Annotated in this window: 16 protein-coding genes; 14 read left to right on the plus strand and 2 right to left on the minus strand. The window is 43.2% G+C overall.

Annotated elements, in window-relative coordinates:
* Nucleotides 1–27 precede the first annotated feature (27 nt).
* The 4 genes from MHI53_RS06760 to MHI53_RS06775 all read left to right on the plus strand — a co-directional run bounded on the left by MHI53_RS06760 (nt 28) and on the right by MHI53_RS06775 (nt 4468).
* The gene (locus MHI53_RS06760) at nt 28–1173 is read left to right on the plus strand and encodes a glycerate kinase (RefSeq protein ID WP_340373089.1); all 1146 of its coding nucleotides are present in this window, start codon (nt 28–30) and stop codon (nt 1171–1173) included.
* Entirely contained in the window at nt 1166–1852 is a 687-nt protein-coding gene (pgmB, locus tag MHI53_RS06765) for a beta-phosphoglucomutase (RefSeq protein WP_260320193.1), read from the plus strand. The genes MHI53_RS06760 and pgmB overlap by 8 nt, the downstream gene beginning before the upstream one ends.
* A gap of 478 nt (nt 1853–2330) precedes the next feature.
* The gene (locus MHI53_RS06770) at nt 2331–3971 is read left to right on the plus strand and encodes a SulP family inorganic anion transporter (protein ID WP_340373654.1); all 1641 of its coding nucleotides are present in this window, start codon (nt 2331–2333) and stop codon (nt 3969–3971) included.
* 83 nt (nt 3972–4054) lie between these two features.
* Entirely contained in the window at nt 4055–4468 is a 414-nt protein-coding gene (locus tag MHI53_RS06775) for a MerR family transcriptional regulator (RefSeq protein ID WP_157805828.1), read from the plus strand.
* Between the two features lie 134 nt (nt 4469–4602).
* Here the strand turns inward: MHI53_RS06775 and MHI53_RS06780 are convergent, their stop codons facing one another.
* Complete coding sequence (locus MHI53_RS06780; protein WP_340371447.1) at nt 4603–5961, minus strand: IS1182 family transposase; 1359 nt, start codon at nt 5959–5961, stop codon at nt 4603–4605.
* Between the two features lie 392 nt (nt 5962–6353).
* Here MHI53_RS06780 and MHI53_RS06785 point away from each other — a divergent pair, with 392 nt between their 5' ends.
* The 7 genes from MHI53_RS06785 (at nt 6354) to MHI53_RS06815 (ending at nt 14653) form a co-directional block, all read left to right on the plus strand.
* Complete coding sequence (locus MHI53_RS06785) at nt 6354–7847, plus strand: carboxylesterase/lipase family protein (RefSeq protein ID WP_340373090.1); 1494 nt, start codon at nt 6354–6356, stop codon at nt 7845–7847.
* Between the two features lie 131 nt (nt 7848–7978).
* Nucleotides 7979–9328 (plus strand): amino acid permease, encoded by a 1350-nt coding sequence (locus MHI53_RS06790; RefSeq protein WP_061142657.1) that lies wholly within the window; start codon nt 7979–7981, stop codon nt 9326–9328.
* Nucleotides 9329–9346: 18 nt separating this feature from the next.
* Complete coding sequence (gene nadD / locus MHI53_RS06795; RefSeq protein WP_061142656.1) at nt 9347–10000, plus strand: nicotinate (nicotinamide) nucleotide adenylyltransferase; 654 nt, start codon at nt 9347–9349, stop codon at nt 9998–10000.
* Nucleotides 10001–10736: 736 nt separating this feature from the next.
* Nucleotides 10737–11771 (plus strand): sulfate ABC transporter substrate-binding protein, encoded by a 1035-nt coding sequence (locus MHI53_RS06800; RefSeq protein ID WP_340373091.1) that lies wholly within the window; start codon nt 10737–10739, stop codon nt 11769–11771.
* 70 nt (nt 11772–11841) lie between these two features.
* Entirely contained in the window at nt 11842–12681 is an 840-nt protein-coding gene (gene cysT / locus MHI53_RS06805) for a sulfate ABC transporter permease subunit CysT (RefSeq protein WP_061142660.1), read from the plus strand.
* An 11-nt stretch (nt 12682–12692) separates the two neighbouring features.
* Complete coding sequence (cysW, locus tag MHI53_RS06810) at nt 12693–13577, plus strand: sulfate ABC transporter permease subunit CysW (protein ID WP_185113088.1); 885 nt, start codon at nt 12693–12695, stop codon at nt 13575–13577.
* 11 nt (nt 13578–13588) lie between these two features.
* Entirely contained in the window at nt 13589–14653 is a 1065-nt protein-coding gene (locus MHI53_RS06815; RefSeq protein ID WP_061142655.1) for a sulfate/molybdate ABC transporter ATP-binding protein, read from the plus strand.
* Between the two features lie 208 nt (nt 14654–14861).
* Here MHI53_RS06815 and MHI53_RS06820 read toward each other — a convergent pair whose 3' ends face one another.
* Nucleotides 14862–15101 (minus strand): hypothetical protein, encoded by a 240-nt coding sequence (locus MHI53_RS06820; protein WP_340373092.1) that lies wholly within the window; start codon nt 15099–15101, stop codon nt 14862–14864.
* A gap of 316 nt (nt 15102–15417) precedes the next feature.
* Here MHI53_RS06820 and MHI53_RS06825 point away from each other — a divergent pair, with 316 nt between their 5' ends.
* The 3 genes from MHI53_RS06825 (at nt 15418) to MHI53_RS06835 (ending at nt 17727) form a co-directional block, all read left to right on the plus strand.
* A complete protein-coding gene (locus MHI53_RS06825; protein ID WP_340373093.1) occupies nt 15418–16794 on the plus strand; it encodes an NlpC/P60 family protein in 1377 nt (458 codons plus the stop codon).
* A 199-nt stretch (nt 16795–16993) separates the two neighbouring features.
* Nucleotides 16994–17440, plus strand: a complete 447-nt coding sequence (locus MHI53_RS06830) for a hypothetical protein (RefSeq protein ID WP_061144506.1) — start codon at nt 16994–16996, stop codon at nt 17438–17440.
* Nucleotides 17428–17727 carry a YxcD family protein gene (locus MHI53_RS06835; protein ID WP_061144444.1) on the plus strand — a complete coding sequence of 100 codons (300 nt, stop codon included), beginning with the start codon at nt 17428–17430 and terminating at the stop codon, nt 17725–17727. Before MHI53_RS06830 ends, MHI53_RS06835 begins: the two co-directional genes overlap by 13 nt.
* Nucleotides 17728–17851 lie beyond the last annotated feature (124 nt).

Raw genomic sequence — 17851 nt, forward strand, 5'->3', positions numbered from 1 at the left:
CGATCATTAAAAAAATTGGAGGCAAACATGAAAGTAGTCATTGCACCAGATTCATTTAAAGAGAGTTTACCAGCAGACGAAGTGGCAAGAGCCATTCAAGCTGGATTTCTGTCCATTTTCCCGCAAGCGGAGTATCACTTGCTGCCAATTGCAGATGGCGGTGAAGGTACGCTACAGGCATTGGTATCCGCACATAACGGAAGCATCGAAAGCGTATTCGTTACAGGCCCGCTTGGAATTCCGGTAGAAGCGAAAATAGCATTCTCGAATGATGGAAAGACAGCTTTTATCGAAATGGCGGAGGCTTGCGGATTACACCTTGTTCCGATGGGTCGGCGAAATCCGTTACATACCACTTCCTTTGGTGTGGGAGAGCTGATGCTTCATGCGCTGAATCATGGAGCTGCGGAACTAATCATTGGAGTGGGCGGGAGTTCAACGAATGATGGCGGTGTGGGCATGGCATCCGCGCTTGGTTATGAATTTTTCGATGAACAAGGAAAGCAGGTAGAGGGTATCGGCAAGGATCTATTTCATATAACTTCATTGTCTGATCGCAACCGTGATCGGCGTTTGGATACTGTGAAAATAATAGTGGCGGCAGATGTCGATAACCCCTTAACGGGCAGGGATGGTGCTACATATATCTATGGACCGCAAAAAGGGCTGCCTAAAGAGATGTTGAATGAGATGGATCAAGCCATGGGCAGATTTCATCAAATCGCAGGCAGCTATATGGGAACGGATGTCTCCTCCTTGCCGGGAAGCGGTGCAGGCGGAGGGATGGGGGCAGGTCTGCTGTTATTCACAGGAGCTCAAATAAAGAAGGGGATCGATCTCGTGCTGGAGCATTTGAAGATGAAAGAAATCTGCCAAGATGCGGATATCGTGATCGTCGGCGAAGGAAAAATAGATAGCCAAACAATATATGGAAAAGCACCTGCAGGCGTAGCGAAATGTGCGCCGCGAAAAGCGAAGGTGATAGCGATTTGCGGAAGTGTGGGTGAAGGCTCGGAGGCTCTTTATGATCATGGCTTTGATGCGATCTTCCCCACCATTCCTGCCATGCTGCCAATTGAAAACATTCTAAGCGGTGCATTTGCAAATATCGAGAGAACATCTCGAAATGTGGCAGCATTGCTTCGAAATGAAAGGGACGGTTCCAATGGATGAAAAATTTATCGATGCTGTAGTATTTGACCTTGATGGTGTCATAACGGATACAGCGCATTATCATTTCCTGGCTTGGCGGGACCTCGCTCGTGAGATAAACATCGATATTGACGAAATGTTTAACGAGAGGTTAAAGGGCGTAAGCCGCATGGCTTCACTTGAACTGATTCTACAGGAAGGCAATCGACAAAATGACTTTTCGCTAAGTGAAAAAGAAGAAATGGCTGAAAAGAAGAATCAACATTATTGTCAGTTTTTGAAGCAGTTGACGCCTCATGATATACTGCCGGGAATCATCGAGCTGATAACCGCCATCAAAAGTGAAGGAGTCCCTATTGGCCTTGCTTCCGTTTCCAGAAATGCAAGCACTGTATTGAAGGCACTTCAGTTAGAGGATACTTTTGATTATGTTGTCGATGCTTCAAAAGTGAAAAAGTCAAAACCCGATCCGGAAATTTTCCTAACTGCATGTAACCAGCTTGAGGCAAACCCAAAACGTTCAATTGGTATTGAAGATGCATCTGCAGGCATCGACTCGATCAAGGCAAGCGAAATGTTTGCTGTAGGAGTGGGCAATACCCTTTTCAAATCCGATTATCAGGTAGATGCAACGAACGAACTCAATTGGGAAGTAATCAAGGCTGAATATATCAAGTCCGTAAAAGTAACGCGCTCATGAAACCCGTCCTCCTTCATCGGAGGACGGGTTTTTTTATGTTTATAAGGAAAGGGATTGTTTTCAACGCCATTTTCTAAAAACATGTTTTTCCTTTTAGTAGTGTGGTCAAGGTCCCTGAGCTGTATGGGGAAATGGTCGAGCGTTCAATCTTCCTGTTTCATAGTCAATATCTCCAGATTCAAAATAACCAGTCTGGAAGTATGGTCCTGGTTTGTAATATAGGTGTAAAAGTTCGTGTGAAGTTGAAAACAAATATTTACATTTCTAATAATGTACAGTTTTACGTATTACTGTATAATGTTGAAGCATGTCAAATAACTTAACAAAGGAGAGGGCACATGAAGATTATTCTGAAGGTTGAAAAAAAAACGTTTCCCCTGTAACCATCTTTAATTAAACAACGATAATGCTTTTCGATTTTCCCACTGGCGATGGTGGATGTTAACCAAAAAAGACCAAGGATGTGAGAATGAAAAGAATGATAAAAGATACTAGATTTCAAGGATATAACATGAAGGGTTTTCAAAAAGACGTAACGGCAGGATTGGTTGTAGGCGTCGTAGCCATTCCTCTAGGACTTGCATTTGCAATTGCTTCAGGCGTAGAACCGATATACGGATTATATACGACGATCATAGCGGGAATTCTCATTTCCATTTTGGGAGGATCTAAATATCAAATTGGTGGACCTACAGGTGCATTCGTTCCCTTATTATTCGGCATCGTTATGCAATATGGCTATGAAAGCTTGCTGATTGCCGGGTTTTTGGCGGGACTGATGTTAGTCCTGATGGGCCTGCTAAAGCTGGGCAATTTGATGAAGTTCATCCCCCGTCCAGTCATCATCGGTTTTACGACAGGCATTGCCATCATCATCTTTTCGGGACAGATTGCCAGCTTCCTGGGAATGAAAGTGGAAAAGCATGAAGCGTTTATAGATAACATGAAGGAGCTTGTGATTAAAGCGGACACGATCAGTTTATATAGTATTGCTGTTGCGTGTATATGCTTCATCGTCATCCTGCTGGCACCAAGAGTTCTGCCACGAGTGCCAGGACCTCTGCTGGGCCTGCTTGTCTCGACATTGGCAGCCTACTTTTTATTTCGGGATAAGGTAGCCACCATTGGATCGACGTATGGAGCCATTCCGAAAGGGTTCCCCGAATTCCATGTACCGGAGTTATCAGTGGAAACCATCATCACACTCCTCCCAGTTGCCTTTACGATTGCCTTGTTAGGCGGTGTTGAGTCATTGTTATCCGCCACGGTGGCTGATAACATGGGAGGAACCAAGCATGATAGCAATAAGGAATTGGTTGGCCAAGGGATTGCGAATATGGCGACTCCATTCTTTGGCGGGATACCGGCAACGGGTGCCATTGCGAGGACTGCGACAAACATAAAAAGCGGTGCCGTTTCCCCTATGTCTGGAGTCATTCATGGAATCGTCGTTTTGTTGGTTTTGCTCGTGCTTTCTCCTTTTGCAGCGCATATACCATTGGCCAGCATGGCACCGATATTGATGTTTGTAGCCTGGAATATGAGTGAAAGGAAGGAATTCGCTCATGTATTGAAAACGAAGACGACCGATTCAGCTGTTTTATTAGTGACTTTTCTCGTCACGGTCTTCACTGATTTAATCATGGGAGTCGGCATTGGCTTATTGATTGCGTTCGTCACCTTCATTAAGAAAATGAGCCATACGTTAAAGGTCAGGGAAAGGAAAGATGATATCACGGAAATCGTCTCAACCGATGATTCGGGTTCAAAGATCAATGTGTATAACTTGGAGGGGCCGTTATTCTTTGGATCGATAGATGTATTGGAGTCTTCGATATTGGCAAATTTGGATAATAAGACGAAGATATTGGTATTAAGCATGCGGCGGGTAACCTATATGGATACCTCAGCAGAGGCTGCACTATTGGCGATCGTTAATCGCATCGGAAAATACAAAGGAAAACTGATCATTTCCGGAATCCAGCAACAACCGAAGGAATTGCTTCTCAGCACGGGACTGTATCATAAAATCGAAAAACAGCATTTTTTCAAATCCAGGGAAGATGCCCTCTATTTTGCGAAAAAGCAATTGAATGGAAGTGCGGATAAAGTAGTCTAATTGATTCATCCTGGAAGTCCCTTTTTGGAATGTTATGTTATAGTATCGTTAACAGTAGATTTTAAAAGAAGGTGACTCTCAGGGTGAATATTTATCGGATTGGCCAGCTCGCTGAACTTGCAAATGTCTCGAGGAGAACCATTGATTATTACACACAACTAGGAATGCTGAACTACGAAAAAACTGGGTCCAGATACCGATATTACACGGAAGATGCACTAAACCGTCTTCAAATGATCAATCGGTATAAAGAACAGAATATGCCTTTGAATGAAATCAAGGAACGATTGCAGGTCTGGAAGCAAACCACCGTCGATTCTGAGCAAGTGCTCTTGATGGTGGACAAATTGTCTGCAGACCTTAAGGAGCTGGAAAATGAATTGATGGAATTAAAGCCTTTGCTCAACCAGCTCGATGAACAGCAGGTCTCGTTTGCCGTAAAGCAGCTTTCCGTTAGAAGCAGCTCTTTATTGAGCATCATTGCCATGCTTGCTTAAGCTTGTTTAAGACCCGAATGGGTCTCAGTTTGTAGACAAAAGGGGTTCGGAATTAAAAAATTCCGAACCCCTTTTGAAATTCCTTTGAAATTTTGACCAAAGGTTACGAGATTTGGGCTCTTCGAGCCACTATGTTAAGCCGTTTTAGGACCTTGCCATGTCCAAGTGGCCATCTTCTTTACATTCATGGCAGCGAAAGTAAGCATCGCCTGCATCGACAATTTTTTAAGTCCCCTTAAAGTAGTCCAACGCATACCATGCTTTTCTTTTGCATCTGCGAATACACGCTCAATCGTTTCTTTGCGTTTCGCATATATAGGTTTTACCTCTTGATGATGACGCAGATGATCTGCTTCTTCCACATATGCTTGCCAGATATGCCGTGTCACTACTTTTTGATGGTCTTTGCTTTCCGTACACCGTGATAAAAATGAGCATGTTGCACAAATTTGTTTGGGCGATTTGTACTCGCGATAGCCCTCTTTATTTGTTGTTGAGTACTTTAAAGTTTCTCCCGAAGGGCAAAGGTAACAATCAAAGTGTTCATCGTAAACATAGTCATGTTTGCGAAAGAATCCTTCTTTTGTACGAGGACGTGTATAGGGTAAAGCAGGTGTGATTTCTTTGTTAAATAGGTAGCTTGTAATCGCTGGTGTTTTATAAGCTGCATCTGCGGCAACTGCTTCTGGTTTTCCAACTTTCTCAATCACTTGCTCAACAAGTGGCTCCAAAATATGACTGTCATGTGTATTACCAGGTGTTACAATCGTTCCCAATACAAAACCGTTGCCGTCTGCGGCCGCATGGAATGAATAGGCAAACTGTTTTGTTCGTTCATCTTTCACATAGTAGCCACTCTCAGGATCCGTAGTACTTTCTTTAATTGCTTTGGTTTCTTCCTTATCAAATTTATCTGGTGGAAAAGGCTTCTTTCCATGGTTTTCACGATCTTGATTGATTTCTTCTTGAAGACGTCCTTGATACGCTCGTGTTTCTTTACGAACGATTTTCTTTTCAAATTTCCGTTTATTCGCACTGGCTTTCACATGTGTGGAATCCACGAAAACGTGTTCTACACTTATTAACTTTTTATTAGCAGCTGTCATTAAAATGCGACAGAAAATCTGTTCAAACAGGTCTGTATCTTTAAAGCGTCGCTCATAATTTTTTCCGAACGTAGAGAAATGAGGCACTTTATCATGGAAACCATAGCCTAAGAACCAACGATAAGCCATATTGGTTTCAACTTCTTCAATCGTTTTACGCATGGAACGAATACCGAAGGTATATTGAATGAAAGTCAGTTTAACTAAAATAACTGGATCAATACTTGGGCGTCCTACCTCTGAGTACATATCTTTCACCAAGTCATAAATGAAAGTGAAGTCAATGGCAGCCTCCATTTTACGAACCAAATGGTTCGGTGGCACCAGTTGATCTAAAGTAATCATTTCAAGTTGATCTCGCTGAATAGAATCATGTTTAGAAAGCATCCTCATCACCTCAAGTTTTAATCCTTCAATTTTAAAACAAAAATGACTCCAGTCAAAAGTGTTCTATCTAAAAGGTAAGACAAAGTTGATTGGAGCGGGTGTTCGAGACTCCTGCGGGAAAAGCGCGTCTAGGGGAGACCCCGCAGGCAAAGCCGAGGAGGCTCCCCGACCGCCCGCGGAAAGCGAGTGCCTGGAGTGGAAATCAACGTCTAAATTGTACAGGCCATAAAAATAGACAAACTCGATTTTCATCGAGTTTGTCTACAGTCTGAGACCCGAATGGGTCTTTTTTTGTCGCCTTTATCTTTCTTTTTTTTGTAAAGATGAAGGATATAAAGGAATCAAAAAAGAAGAACTTAAGTAATCGAAACTAATTGGAGAGGTGAGAGTGGATGATAGGATCAATCGTAACGACTGCAAAAGGGCATCTTCAAGGGACGATGGAAAAAGATATATATGTTTGGCGTGGAGTCAGGTATGCCAAGGCGCCAGTTTCTGCCTTGCGTTTCCGCTCACCCGAGCCAGTCGAGAAATGGGGCGGTGTAGTGGATGCGGTGGAGTTCGGTCCGATTCCGCCACAGCCGAACGACTGGGCAGGCACAGAAAAAATGGATGAAGATTGCCTATTCCTTAATATATGGTCACCAAGAGCGGATGATAAAAAGCGACCCGTCATTGTATGGATTCCAGGTGGGGCAAACATTTTTGGAGCAGGGTCCATCGATCAGTATAATGGGCATTCATTGGCTAAGAATGGAGATGTTGTCGTTGTTAGCATCAATTACCGGGTAGGGGCATTGGGGTATGTGGATTTTACCGATTTTGTTGATAGAGGTGAAACATTCGAAACCAATTTAGGTTTACGCGACCAAGTGGCATCGTTAAGATGGATCAAGGAAAATATAGAGGTTTTTGGCGGCGATCCGGAAAATGTTTCGATTTTTGGGGAACTGTCTGGAGGCAACACCGTTACGACCTTACTGACTGTACCATCGGCAAGAGGGCTTTTTCAAAAGGCCATTGCCCTAAGCCCCACCCCGACATCTGTATACGGAAAAGAAATCGCACAACGAATCAGTGAAAGGTTCCTTCAGATTTTGGGAATCGGCAAGAATGAAGTACATCGATTAAAGTCACTCCCCGTTGCAGACATCCTCGCCGCGTCCTCGCGGTTACTACAGGAAAATTCACAAGCCATGCCCGGCACCCTGCCATTTGGACCTGTCGTCGATGGTGATGTTTTGCCTGATTATCCACTTGAGTCGATTCGCTCGAAAAGCACCGAGGGCATACCCTTGCTTATAGGAACAAAACGAGACGATGTGCCATTATTCGGCCAAATCGAATCCCCTTTCATCCCGGCACATGCAGAGGTGGTCGAAAAATTGTTTGAAAACACTGACCCAGAGGCAAAGGGGCGGATTGAAAATGCTTATGGGTCGTTCCCAGAAAAGGAAAAGACGCTGGGTAAAGGCGGTCTTCCAATATACCATATTCCTTCCGTTTGGTATGCGGAGGTATACAGCCGTTTTGAAAAAACCTGGATGTATCACTCTGATTGTAAAACGGCTGCCGATCGTATAAGCGAATGGGGGGGACTTCCGGGTTTGGAACACCCTTTTGCATTCCGGAATTTCAATGCCACCTTTGTGAGGCGGATCCGTTCCGACCGTTTCAAGTCATCACGTAAGGTAACAGACAGGATAAAGAACCATTGGGTTAATTTTGCGAAATATGGAGATCCAAATCCGCCTGAGGGGGAAATTTGGCCGAAATACAATGAAGCCAATCGTTACACGATGATTTTTGATAAAAGAGATTATATTGAAAAAGATCCTCATAGAATGATAAGGTTGGCATGGGAAGGCGCAAAAATCTACAAATGAACGAGGTCGATGCAGGAAAAAGCTGCGGAACATCGTGAAGATTTCTTTGATGGCTGGAAGCAGCCGAGCCTTGGTTATACGAACATCCTTGAAAATAAGAAGGGAATCATTGCCTAAGATGGGAGCAACATATGGAAAAGAATAAACTGCGTCGTGAATTATCATCAAATCAAATCACCATGATTGCCATGGGTTGTGCAATAGGCACGGGCTTATTTCTGGGCAGCGGCCTTGCGATTTCGACAGCAGGCCCGAGTGTCTTGATCAGCTATGCGATAGGTGCCTTCATTGTCCTTCTTTTAATGGGCTGTTTGGCAGAAATGACGGTAGCCTATCCAACATCGGGATCCTTTGGCACGATTGCCGAAAAATATATCAGTCCATTTGCTGGTTTTGTTGTGAGGTATTCGTATTGGATCGCGAATGTCCTGGCAATTGGGGTTGAAGTGAGTGCCGTAGCAGTATATATGAAATACTGGTTTCCTGATGTACCTGGGATTATTTGGATCATTCTTTTTGCGGCCCTGCTGATCTATGTAAATGCAACAAGCGTCAATACATTCGGAAATTTCGAGTATCTGTTTTCTATGATAAAAATAAGCGCCATCGTCATCTTCATTTTACTGGGAGCGTATGTGGTCATCGGTGCCGAGCCTGCAAGCGGAATCGGCGTGGAGAACTATACCAATCACGATGGGTTTTTGCCATTTGGGTTCTGGGGCCTTTGGGTGGCCATCTTCATATCTCTCTTCAGCTTTTTAGGGACAGAGCTGATTGCCGTGACCGCAGGGGAAGCAAAGGACCCTGATATTGCCGTACCGAAAGCTTTAAAGGCGACTGTTTTCCGACTCGCAACGTTTTATGTACTGACAATCGGAATCATGTTAATGATTGTCCCGTGGCAAGATGCTGGCATGGATAAAAGTCCTTTTGTCAGGGTGATGGAAATCCTGAATATACCCGGTGCATCGGGTATCATGAATTTCATTATTTTAACGGCAGCTTTATCAGCCATGAATAGCCAATTATACGCCTCCACCCGGATGATATTTTCATTATCCGAGCAAAGGCAGGCCCCGGCATTTTTTCGGAAAGTAAGACAAAATGGAGTTCCGATAAGGGCCTTGCTCATATCTACTTTGGGCATTTTCCTTGCTGCAGGTGTAAAGGTCCTTCTTCCTGATACCTCCTATGCGTTCATGATGGGCATATCGATGTTCGGTGCCATCTTGACCTGGTTCATGGTTTTCATCTCGCATTTATATTTCAGGAAGAGCTGGGAAAAAACAGGCGGGCGTAAATTACCGGTAAGAATGCACGGTTTTCCATATTTAACGATACTTGGCGCCTTGCTTTTGCTTGCATTGACGGTATCCACTTGGTTTACTGGCCCATTTAAAATCGTTCTCCAGTTTGGTGTGCCGTGGTTGATTTTTCTTTGCATCGTTTACACATTCATGCTGAAAATCAAGAGAAAGTGATGAAGGGGGGGGATGTGTATGGGTAAGATTGGAATTTATGGTTCTTCCTTCGATCCAGTCACAAATGTTCATTTATGGACAGCATCGACGATTGCGCATCGTGCAAAGCTGGACAAGGTGATTTTTTTACCTTGTGCAAATGGGCGCATCGATAAACAAATGAAAACGAGTAATGAACATCGTTGGGAAATGCTTGGCATGGCCATAGAGGATAATCCGCTTTTCGAAGTGAGTGATTATGAAATCAATGAACGTGCAGGTACGGGGAAACAATACACCTGGTATACGATGGAGTTCTTTAAATCACAGTATCCAAGTGACGAAGTGTATTTCATAATGGGTGCCGATTTACTGGATGATATGGATAATCAGGATCAGCCGGTGCACTTACGATGGAAATTCAGGGAAAAATTGATTGCCAATCATAAATTCATCGTCATGGCACGTGATGGGATAGACATGCTGAAAATCATTTCCAAGAGTCCGTTGCTTAGGAATTATGATGATGGCAATACCTTTCACCTTATCGATAAAGGCCTTTCCATGGAAATCAGTTCTACCTATATAAGGGATGAATTCTCGATGGGGGGAGAGCCAAGATATTTGCTGCCTGATCGGTGTTATCAATATATTTTGGATAAGAAGCTGTATCGAAAAGATACCATGCCTTAAATGTTTGGATGTATGGGTCTCTATTTTTCCTTAAAAAGCACCCTATGGGATGGACACTTGAATAAAGTCCATCCCATAGGGTGCTTTTGCTTATAATAAGAAAAAAAACGCGTCGTATTGAGCTTGCTGCTATTGTTTTTCTCCGATTCACTCTGCATTAGGGGAAAGGTAGAACGGCTAGTCCACGTGATTTAGGAGGATTTGTACTTAGACCGTTTCCTTTCACTTTCTGTGAAGATGAAGAGTGAATCCCGATTATCCACATGCAGATGGCGTGAAACAGCCTCAAATTCGAGATAAAGCCTAAACTCGCAAGTAAATCCGATAAATTCGCGGGCAAAAGTGCCGAACTGGCGAGTAAAGTGGCTAAGTGTACGGGTAAACCTCCGAAATCCAAAAGAAAAGGTTTGTACGTTATGCGTTCATTCGACAGCAGGTGCTAAGCTTTCCAGAGGCGGTCGGCCCTCGGGTGTCTCTCTTTCCTAAAGCCGGAGTCTCGTTATTCCGTATCAATCACTCATTTTAATTGGAAAGGATCAGAAAAATAGTAGTTCCATATCCTTGTGTAAAAAAAACGCAGTTGACAACTTGGTATACTTTGCTTTATGGTAGTTATACGTAAATTCAGAATATTTGCTGATCAGAGAACTGAAGGCATGCTATCTCCTTGAATAGAATGATTGAAGGGGATGGTTTGCCTTTTTTGTTGCTAAAAGTGAAAAATAGGGGGAAGTCCATGAAAAAGTTGATGGTGTGGTCAAGTGTAATTTTAGCCTTCGGTTTACTTGCGGGATGCAATTCGTCGGAAAAAACGGAGGGAGACGGAAAATCGAAAAAGGTTGAGCTATTGAATGTGTCATATGATCCGACACGGGAATTGTATCAGGAATTCAATGAGGCGTTTGCGAAGCATTGGAAAGAAGAGTCCGGTCAGGATGTTACGATTCAACAATCCCATGGCGGTTCCGGGAAACAAGGCAGGGCTGTCATCGATGGCTTGGAAGCGGATGTCGTAACATTGGCACTTGCTTATGATATTGATGCCATTCATGAAGCCAGTAACCTATTGGCGAAAGATTGGCAAAAACGCTTACCGGAAAACTCGACGCCATATACATCAACGATCGTGTTTTTGGTGAAAAAAGATAATCCAAAAGGAATTAAAGATTGGGATGATTTAATCAAGAAGGATGTATCGGTCATTACACCAAATCCAAAGACTAGCGGGGGAGCAAGGTGGAACTACTTGGCTGCGTGGGCTTTTGCCGAGAAGAAATACGATAATGACGAAGCAAAAGTGAAGGATTTCATGAAGAAACTTTATCAGAATGTTGAGGTTTTGGATTCTGGAGCACGCGGTGCTACGACCACATTTGTGGAGCGGGGAATCGGCGACGTCCTGATTGCTTGGGAGAATGAAGCCTATTTGACGCTTAAGGAGTTCGGTGATGATAAATATGAAATCGTCAATCCGTCAATCAGTATTCTAGCTGAGCCTCCAGTAGCTGTTGTCGATGAAGTGGTCAAGAAAAAAGGAACAAAAAAAGTGGCTGAAGCCTATTTGAAATACCTTTATACAGATGCCGGTCAGGAAATTGCCGCGAAAAACTTCTATCGTCCTAGGGATGAGAAGGTTCTCGCCAAATATCAAGACCAATTTGCCAAGATCGATATGGTGACGGTGGATGGCAAGTTTGGCGGATGGAAAAAAGCCCAAGAAACACACTTCAATGACGGCGGTACATTCGACGAGATTTATCAACCCAAATAAGCCATGAGGGAGAAGGTGTATGTTCACATCTTCTCCCTCATACACAATAAGAAAGAACTGGGGCGAAACGATGACTATAATGACAGAAGGAAAACGGAAGAATAAAAGGACCATACCCGGTTTTGGATTGACGATGGGTTTTACGCTGCTGTATCTTACCATCATCGTTTTGATCCCGTTATCGATGGTTTTTCTGAATACGTTTTCGATGGGATTACAGGAGTTCTGGGCGACCATAACAGAACCAAGGGTAGTCGCCTCGTATAAATTGAGTTTTATGACAGCGTTAACTGCGGCATTCGTGAACGCGGTTTTTGGTGTTTTAATTGCATGGGTGCTCACTCGCTATGAGTTTCCGGGTAAACGGATCATCGATGGATTGGTTGATTTGCCTTTTGCCCTCCCGACTGCTGTCGCAGGGATAACCTTGACGACCTTGTATTCACCGAATGGGTGGATCGGCCAATTCTTTAGCTTTAAAATTGCATTCACCCCTGCAGGGATCATCATAGCCCTCATATTCATCGGCCTTCCATTCGTGGTCCGGATGGTTCAACCAGTGCTTGAGAATATCGAAAAAGGAATGGAAGAAGCCTCGGCTTCCCTTGGGGCGAATCGCATGCAAACATTCATAAAAATAATTTTCCCCGAACTGATTCCAGCGATTCTGACTGGCTTTGCGCTTTCATTTGCAAGGGCGCTGGGAGAGTATGGATCCGTAGTCTTCATTGCCGGAAACATGCCATTTAAAACGGAGATTTCGCCGCTGATCATCATGACAAAGCTCGAACAGTATGATTATGAGGGTGCCACGGCGGTAGCGGCAGTGATGCTCGTCATTACATTTCTGATCTTGTTCACCATCAATGTCCTGCAGTGGTGGACAGGCAAAAGATACTCAGGGAAGTAGGAGGGGACATAGTGGAACATGATCATTCAGTTGTTGCAAAAACGAATGGACCTGTCAAGATCACGAAAAACGCAATAAAAGAGCCAAAATCAATACAGTGGATCCTTATTTCCATTGTCTTGCTGTTTTTGACGTTGTTTTTAGTCGTCCCATTAATCGCCATTTTTGTAAAGGCGTTTGAAAAAGGAGCAGATGCTTATTTGGCGGCAATAGCCCATCCGGATTCATTGGCGGCAATCAAGTTAACATTGATCGTCGTCCTCATCACGGTGCCACTCAATGCCGTTTTTGGGGTAGTGGCTGCGTGGACGATAACTAAATATGATTTTAAGGGGAAAAACTTCCTGATAACGCTGATAGATTTACCTTTTTCGGTCTCTCCTGTCATCGCCGGTTTGATTTTTGTCCTTCTATTCGGCTTACATGGGGCACTTGGTCCGGTGCTGCAAACGCTTGGCCTGAAAGTGATCTTCTCGATACCGGGGATAGTCATCGCCTCCATTTTCATCACTTTCCCGTTCATTGCTCGTGAGTTGATCCCGCTCATGCAAAGCCAGGGAACTTCCGAAGAAGAGGCATCATTGACACTTGGTGCAGGAGGGTTCAAGACTTTTTGGTATGTCACGCTTCCTAATATTAAATGGGGCCTTTTATATGGCGTCATCCTGTGCAACGCAAGGACGATAGGGGAATTCGGCGCGGTATCGGTCGTATCCGGCCATATAAGGGGAATGACGAACACGATGCCGCTTCATATTGAAATCTTATACAATGAATATCAATTTTCAGCAGCGTTTGCCGTTGCATCCCTGATGTCCATATTTGCCATCATCACCTTGATCATCAAAAGCTTCATTGAATGGAAAACGGACTTCAAATCGACAAAAGCGAGCTAGGAGGGGAAGAAATGAGCATCATCGTTGAAAACATTACAAAATATTATGGATCATATCAAGCTCTTACCAACATCAATTTGGAAATTAAGAGCGGGGAACTCATCGCTCTTCTTGGCCCATCCGGATCTGGGAAAACATCATTATTGCGCATCATTGCGGGGCTTGAGCAGGCAGAGAATGGGAGTATCCTATTCAATGAGGAAAATTACACACATAAGCATGTAAAGGATCGAAATGTTGGTTTCGTCTTCCAGCATTATGCCCTTTTTCGCAATATGACCATATTCGATAATATTGCTTACGGTTTAAAGGTCCGCCCCAGAAAAATAAGACCAGGTAAAAAAGAGATTGAACAAAAAGTGATCGAGTTGCTTCAGCTCGTCAAGTTGGAAGGATATAAAGATCGTTACCCATCCCAGCTATCCGGCGGCCAGCGCCAGCGTGTAGCTTTGGCAAGGGCCCTTGCGGTCGAACCTAACATACTTTTGCTTGATGAACCATTTGGGGCATTGGATGCCAAGGTTCGCAAAGAACTCAGGCGCTGGTTGAGAAGGCTTCATGATGAATTCAATGTGACGAGTGTGTTCGTGACGCATGATCAAGAAGAAGCGATGGATGTCGCCGACAGGGTGGTCATCATGAATGAAGGGAAAATTGAACAGGTCGGAACGCCCGAAGAAGTATATGATCACCCGATCAATCCATTTGTTTATGATTTTCTTGGCAGTGTCAATCTTTTCAAGGGGAACGTCCAACAAGGGAAATTGGTAACGGGGAATGTGGAAATGAATGCGCCTGACAGTGAAGATGGCGTCAGCACAGGGTATGTGAGGGCGCATAATTTCATCATCGAAACAGAAGCGTCAGGAAAGGATTCGATAGCCTCCATCATCGATCATATTCATACGATGGGAGCCATCGTCCGCATCGAAGTGATCCGCGAGGATACGAACGAACCGCTTGAAGTCGAGCTGACCAAAGAGCATTATATTCAGCTTGGATTAAGAAAAGGCGCAAAAGTGTTTGTCAGGCCAAAAGAGCTGAAAGTCTTTGTCGACTATATGGCTGGAATTTAAGCAAATGTCGAAAAACGAAGGTTTCGGAAAGCTTGTCTTTCCGAAGCCTTTTTGATTTGTATCCTGTATCTGTAGCGACGGGTTCCGGTTTTCCAACTTTCTCGATTTTTTATTGAAGACGAACAAGAGAGGCTCGTATTTGCATAGCAAACGATTCATGGCGCCACAACCTACTATTCTAAAACCTGGAAGACTATAGGCAGAGTATTCATGCCGAGAGGATTGTAAGGAAAGGCGCCAACTTTTGCGGGGAAACATGGCCAAGGGAGTCACCGCAGGCCGAAAGGTGAAGAGGCGTTTCCCAGATCCTCTGGACAAATGGAGAGAGGAAACCGACTTTTCGTTTCTCAGGAATGGCAGGTGAAAAGTCCACCGATTTTATCGTGTTTTCTACCTGCCAATGGTCACTGGTTCCTTGGTTATAAGAAGTAGATAAATAGTCTTGCATCAAAACCCACACTGCGTTATGTAAAATAATGGACGTTTTATCACATGAAAAAGTCGAATTTTCGTGTATTATGTTAAAAATGAAATGTAATTGTAATATTGTTATTACGCATTTGACAAAATCTGATGATATACTACGACTTAGGTAAAACATAGTAGAGTTTCAGAAATATATTTCATATTGTTACAACCATAGAAAAATACATAATGAGTAAAAAAAATAGAGAAGAGTTCCCAGCTATTTATTTTGACTGATGATTTTTCATAGAGAAAAAGAAGTGGGTCGATGGAAATGCACGGGGAGGAAAGCAGGGGAAATGAGCTTGAAGAAAAAACTTATCGTATTGAACACGACAATTATGCTCGGTTTAGGTAGCGCTTTTGCATTACCGTCAGTGAAAGCCGAGTCAATCTCAGACATTCAATCACAGCGTACAGGAATTCAATCGGACATATCAGAAGCAGAGCAAGTCATCAAGGAATTGAAAAAAGAACAATCGAAAATGATTTCCCAAATTGCCCAGATTGAAAATGCAATGAAGGCAAATGACGAGAAAATCAAAGAAACGAAGCAAGAAATCAAAGATACTGAAAAAGCGATAGAGTCACTAAAGAAAGAAATTAAAGCTTTGGAAGATAGAATCGCTAAACGCGAGGAAGTTTTGAAAGAACGTGCGGTTTCATTCCAAGAGAGCGGCGGGGACGTTGATTACCTGGAAGTCGTTTTAGGTTCGAAAAGCTTTGGTGAGTTCGTTAACCGTGTTGGCGCAGTGGCAACGATCGTGGAAGCTGACCAGCAAATCCTTAGCGAGCAGGAAGCGGATAAAGCTGACCTAGAGAAAAAACAAGCGTCTGTAGAGAAAAAATTGCAAAACCTGAAAGATATGGAATTAGAGCTTAAAGGCATGCAATCCCAGATTGAGGACCAAAAAGAAGAAATGATCGAAATGAAGGCAAAGAGTGAAAAGAAAGAATCGGAAGCAGAAGCCCTTAAACAGGCTTTAGAGAATAAAGATGCTGGACTTGAAGCACAAATTGCATCGATTCGTGAAAATATCAAAAAAGAAGAAGAGCGTAAAGCAGCAGAGAAAGCAGATCTTGATCGTGCTGCACAAGAAGTGAATTCTTCTAGTGATGAATCATCTAAAGGAGAATCGTCGTCGTCAAGTTCTTCTAACGCTGGATCATCAAGTTCGTCTAAAGAACCAGCTTCTTCTTCTGATTCATCTAAGAGCAGTTCTGCTGACAAACCTGCAGCCAGCAAGCCAGCAGCCAGTAAAACTGAAAACGTAAGCAAGCCAAGCAGTGCAAATACAGGCTCTGCCATTACAGCAGGCTATAAATATATCGGTAACTCGACTTATAAATTCGGTGGCGGAAGAACGGCATCCGATATTGCTAACGGATTATTCGATTGTTCAGGTTTCGTTGCATGGGCTTATAAACAAGCGGGCGTGAATCTTCCAGCAAGTACGGGAGCATTGACAAGCGCGGGAACTCAAGTTTCTAAAAGCCAAATGCAGCCTGGGGATTTAGTATTCTTCAATACGTATAAAACGGATGGGCATGTCGGCATCTATGTCGGCGGTGGCAAATTCATCGGTTCGCAAAGTTCTACAGGTGTTGCAGTCGCCAATATGTCAAGCGGATATTGGGCGGATAAATTCAACGGCCGTGTGGTACGTGTAAACTAATCTTCTTTAATAAGCAGGGGGCCTGAGGCTCACCTGCTTATTTTTTTTAATAAAATATCAAAAAAAATGAAACTTATTTTGATATTGAACGTAAATACTATAAGATAAAACAAGGATAGGTGATGTGGACTTTCAGTGAATCCGGGAAAACAAATAAGGAAGCATTATTCCATACTAGTAAACGGAGGCAAAAAACATGATGAAAAAATTAATGGCTGCATTACTTACGATTACACTAGCATTCTCGCCAGTTGGTTCTTATGTATTCCAGGACCACTCGGAGTCAGTTGATGCAAGGGGCTACAAATCAGGAAAAAGAAGCTTCAATAGCAACAATAATAATAATTCTAATTTCCAAAATAAACAAACGAACAAATCGGATGCGACGACTACAAATAAAGCAAAAACGAATACGAAAACGGGAAGTTCTTTTGCTAAAGGCGGTTTAATGAAGGGAATCATGCTCGGAGGGTTGGCTGGCTTGCTGTTCGGTGGCCTATTTGCCAATATGGGAGCACTTGGTTCAATTCTTGGCCTAATGGTCAATGTGTTAGCGATCATTGCATTAGTGGTTGTAATCCGTAAAATATTCACTTATTTCAAAGATAAGAAGAAGAAAGAGGATCCAAATCCATGGAGAGGCTAAAGATATCGGAACAAGATATCATCAATGCCGTTTGCGTTTACATTGCTCGTAAAAAGCAGGTACAACCCAATGAAGTAGAAGTGGAATTGATGTATGATGATGATTATGGCTTTTCGGCGGAAGCATTCGTCGATGGGCGAAAACAAGTGTTAATTACCATCAATCTGATAGAAGCACTTCGTTTATGGCTTGATGAATATTTGAATAAAGATCCTTATTCCGGCATTGAACTCGTTCTGGATGATGAAGAAGGCATAGTGGCCATGGTAAGCGAAAGCAATAGATAAAAAAGGGGTGCCGAAAAGGCATCCTTTTTTTTCATGGGTTTAGAATTCTATGAAAAAAGGTGAGAGATTGATAAACTGCTGGGTTTACGTTCCATTTGTTGCAAAAAAAGGCTGGTGGAAGTAC

Source organism: Peribacillus sp. FSL E2-0218 (assembly GCF_037992945.1).
GTDB lineage: Bacteria > Bacillota > Bacilli > Bacillales > DSM-1321 > Peribacillus > Peribacillus simplex_B.